General features: G+C 36.0%; 5 protein-coding genes. 1 reads left to right on the plus strand and 4 read right to left on the minus strand.

The window, feature by feature from the left end; translation table 11 throughout:
• Together R3333_RS13200 and R3333_RS13205 are read right to left on the minus strand one after the other, a co-directional pair.
• The coding region (locus R3333_RS13200; protein WP_318959241.1) for a hypothetical protein at window positions 1-525 on the minus strand (525 nt) is incomplete at its 3' end.
• A 77-nt stretch (window positions 526-602) separates the two neighbouring features.
• On the minus strand, window positions 603-2,075 hold the full coding sequence (locus R3333_RS13205; protein WP_318959242.1) for a sodium:solute symporter: 1,473 nt from the start codon (window positions 2,073-2,075) through the stop codon (window positions 603-605).
• Window positions 2,076-2,228: 153 nt separating this feature from the next.
• Between R3333_RS13205 and R3333_RS13210 the strand changes: the two genes are divergently transcribed.
• Window positions 2,229-3,026, plus strand: coding sequence for a T9SS-dependent choice-of-anchor J family protein (locus R3333_RS13210; RefSeq protein WP_318959243.1), 798 nt, complete (start codon window positions 2,229-2,231; stop codon window positions 3,024-3,026).
• On the opposite strand, the gene R3333_RS13215 is transcribed toward R3333_RS13210, so the two are convergent.
• Together R3333_RS13215 and R3333_RS13220 are read right to left on the minus strand one after the other, a co-directional pair.
• Entirely contained in the window at window positions 3,027-3,452 is a 426-nt protein-coding gene (locus tag R3333_RS13215) for a hypothetical protein (RefSeq protein WP_318959244.1), read from the minus strand.
• Window positions 3,452-3,655, minus strand: a 204-nt coding sequence (locus R3333_RS13220; RefSeq protein ID WP_318959245.1) for a hypothetical protein, incomplete at its 5' end; no start/stop codon positions are given. The genes R3333_RS13220 and R3333_RS13215, both read right to left, overlap by 1 nt.

The following is a 3,655-nucleotide window of genomic DNA, read 5'->3' on the forward strand; positions in this document are numbered from 1 at the left end:
GTATCCAATGATATTGGCCCATTTTTCGTTGAAAATTGTCTCACCCGTTTGAATATTCCACTCCCATGTACCTACATCGGTACCTGCGATGATAAACTTATACCTTTCAGCTTGTTGCTGAAGTAATTGAAGGGTGCTTAATTCCCCCTCTGTGTTGACATACTCTGATAAAGCTCCAATAATGTAGCGTTGTTCATTTACACTCGTGTAGAGTTTACAATCAATGTTGAAATGAAGTTTTTCCTTTTTTGCATTCAGAAAATTTATTGTTCCACTTTTATGAGCTTTGTTAAATTGGAAGTAATCAACATAGGGTTGAAGTGCTAAAGTATTGTTATTGATATCAATCAGCGCTTTTTCAATGTCTGATGATAATCTATAATTGTATCCAAACAATTTTATCAATAATGAGGAAGCGAATGTGATTTTCTGTTGGGAAAAATCATATACCCAATAACCATCGATACCATGGGTATTCACGAAGTTTAAATTCTCTTCAACACGTAAAATTGAATGCGTCGTCATGTTGTTTTACTTATAGATAGGAGCAATTTAGTAATTTCAATTGAAGCTTTAGTTCATTCTTATAACTTCCTTTTACTTTATTTTTGATTGCTTAATAATGAAGCGATGTATAGCGCTGTAAAACAGAGGAGTCCATTGATTCCTAATAGTTCAGATCCAATTAAGAAATCACCAAAAATTGGCTTCGAATTGTTCATAAGGATAATAAGTAGGGTGGGAATACTGATACAAATAGCTAGAAGAGCCATTGCATTAACTTTCCTCTTACTTAAAATTCCAAAGAAGAAGAGACCTAAAAGGGGACCGTAGGTATAAGACGCCATTACAAATAAAGTACGGAGAACGTTTTGTTCTTTGTATATGTTTGCCAGGCAAATGGTGATAAAGATTAATACGGTGATACAAAACTGTATGATTTTTCGATAGCGTTGAGATTTCTTTTCCTCAAGACGGTCTATTTTAAACAAATCAAGACTCACAGATGTAGTTAAGGAAGTAAGAGCAGAATCTGCACTGGAGTATGCTGCAGCGATTAATCCTAATAAAAAGGTAATTCCTAGACCTGTACCCAATTGTCCTTTCAAAGCGATGAGGGGGAAGAGTCTATCGTTACGCTTGTCAGCCTCCATTCCGTTGAATACCTCCATAAGCTCAGGTGTTTCTTGAATATAGAGAAATAACATGCCTCCTAGGACTAAAAAGAGTAAGTTAGAAAAGAAGAGAATTACAGAAAAACTCATCATGTTTTTCTGCGCTTCCTTGATGTTCTTACAGGTGAGGTTTTTTTGCATCATATCTTGGTCTAGACCTGTCATACCAAGTGTTATAAACATTCCGGCCAATATGTATTTTAACCAATAGTTTTTAGCATTACCATCGTCGGTAACAAACCAATCCATAGCGCCAATTCCTTCCAAGTGTTGCCAGCTTTGCGCTGTACCAAATTGTTGGGTAATCAAATAAATACTAATCCCCAACGCTACTAGCATAAATGTGGTTTGCAAGGTATCTGTCCAAACAATCGTTTTAATTCCACCTCGGTACGTGTAGAGGTAGATTAATACAAGTGTGATGAAAACAGTTACGTAAAAACTCACGCCCATTTCCTTGAATACAAAATATTGTAATATGTCTGCTACCAGAAATAAGCGTATAGACGCACCGAGAATTCTAGAAATAATGAAAAAAGCAGCTCCCGTCTTATGTGCCGTGTTTCCAAAGCGTTCGCCTAAGTAGGCATAGATAGAGGTGACGTTAAGTCGATAGTACAAAGGCATCAGTACAAAAGCAATAATAACATAACCTATGAGGTAACCAATTACCATTTGCATATAGCTAAAACCTAAACTGTCCACTTCTCCAGGTACAGAAATAAAGGTTACCCCAGACAGTGAAGCTCCTATCATACCGTAAGCTACCAAATACCACTTCGAATTTCTATCTCCTGAAAAGAAAGTAGAGTTCTTCGCTCCTCTAGAAGTGAAATAAGAGATACTTATTAATACAACAAAGTATAAGGCAATAACCGTTAAAATGAGGGTGCTTGACATCGCTTTTTTGTTTCAAAGATAAAGAAGGACAGGACAGTATGGTAAGGGTTCTCAGAGAGTTATAAACATCCAATTTTTACAATCTTTGTTAAAGAATAACAGGGGGGAGGTAATGATACATCCTACATCAGCAATTTTCCTATTTTTGTGACTATGAATAAAATTATGCTTTTTGCATCTTTGTTTGTAGTTTCCTTTGTAATGGGGCAAACAGAGGTTTTTAATGAAGATTTTCAACAGGGAATACCTAATACCTGGACGATTGTAGATAATGATGGTTTAACCGTAGATCCTTCGGTGCAAGAATTTGATTCTGCCTGGATTACTTATACAGAAGATAGCTTGTACGGTGATACTGTTGCGGCGAGTACTTCTTACTTTGACCCTATTGATAGAGCGGATCGCTGGTTAATTTCTCCTGCAATAAATTTAGGAGTATATGGTAATATATTGTCATGGGAAGCAATGTCTGCAGACCCATCTTATCCGGATGATTATAAGCTTTTAATTTCTACCACAGATAATGCTATTACATCTTTTACAGATACATTGATATTGGTAAATAACGAAGTACCATACTGGTTAGAACGCGAAGTGAATTTATCTGATTATGGATATAATGATCAAACAGTTTACATAGCTTATGTAAATACTACATTTAATGGTTTTAAACTGTTTATTGATGATGTGAAAGTAAGGATAGAGGATCCTGTAAGTGTAGAAGAGGTTGAGTTAGTTGATGTCAATGTGTTCCCAAATCCTACTGCAGATAAGGTGTTCATCTCGAGTACCTCAAATGTGACGTACTCTATCGTAAATATGGAAGGAAAAGTGGTGATTCCAGAACAAACTAAAACAGAATGTTCTTTGGTTCACCTACCACAGGGCGTATATTTTTTACAGTATGAAGTAAATGGCACTTACGGTGTTGAACGCATTGTAAAGCAATAGTTAATAAGGCATTGTAAATGGAACGATATGAATGGATGCATCTTTAGAAGATGTGTCCATTTTTTTTGGCACAAATCGAATATTATCTTTTGAGAATTGAGTTATTTTATAGAACGCTTGGGTGCCGTTTATATCTAGGGTAAGCAAGGTGTCTGAATCCTTTAAAGATAAAGCATAGGTACCTTTTTTTCCTGTACTAACATCGAGGTTGTTTTTAGGGTGAAAAAACACATAGCCCGTGTTGTAGAAAATGAGCGTATTGTAATGTGGTAGATTAGGATCTAGCCTTTGGCCATCTTGATCTACTTCCCATACCTTAGAATTGTCGTCGTGTAAGAATTCTAACGGTAGAATAGGTTTCAATTCACTTTCGTGTATGCATGCTCCCATTAATAAAGGGAAGAGGTAAAGACTGATTTTTCGCATTAAAACATTAATTTATTTTTTCGAATACGCTCTTCAAAAAAGGCTTTGGCATTCTTCTTCATTTCGGGTGTGTCTATGCTACCTTGCAAATCTCCTAAAGCCTCTATTAAATGGTATTTTCCTTCCTTGTATTGCAATAACACGTCATAACGTTGGTAGGTGCCTTCTAGATTGTCTACCAAAGAAACAACTAGGTCGTCAAA

It is taken from the genome of Lishizhenia sp., from assembly GCF_033720595.1.
Taxonomy (GTDB): Bacteria; Bacteroidota; Bacteroidia; order Flavobacteriales_D; family Crocinitomicaceae; genus Lishizhenia.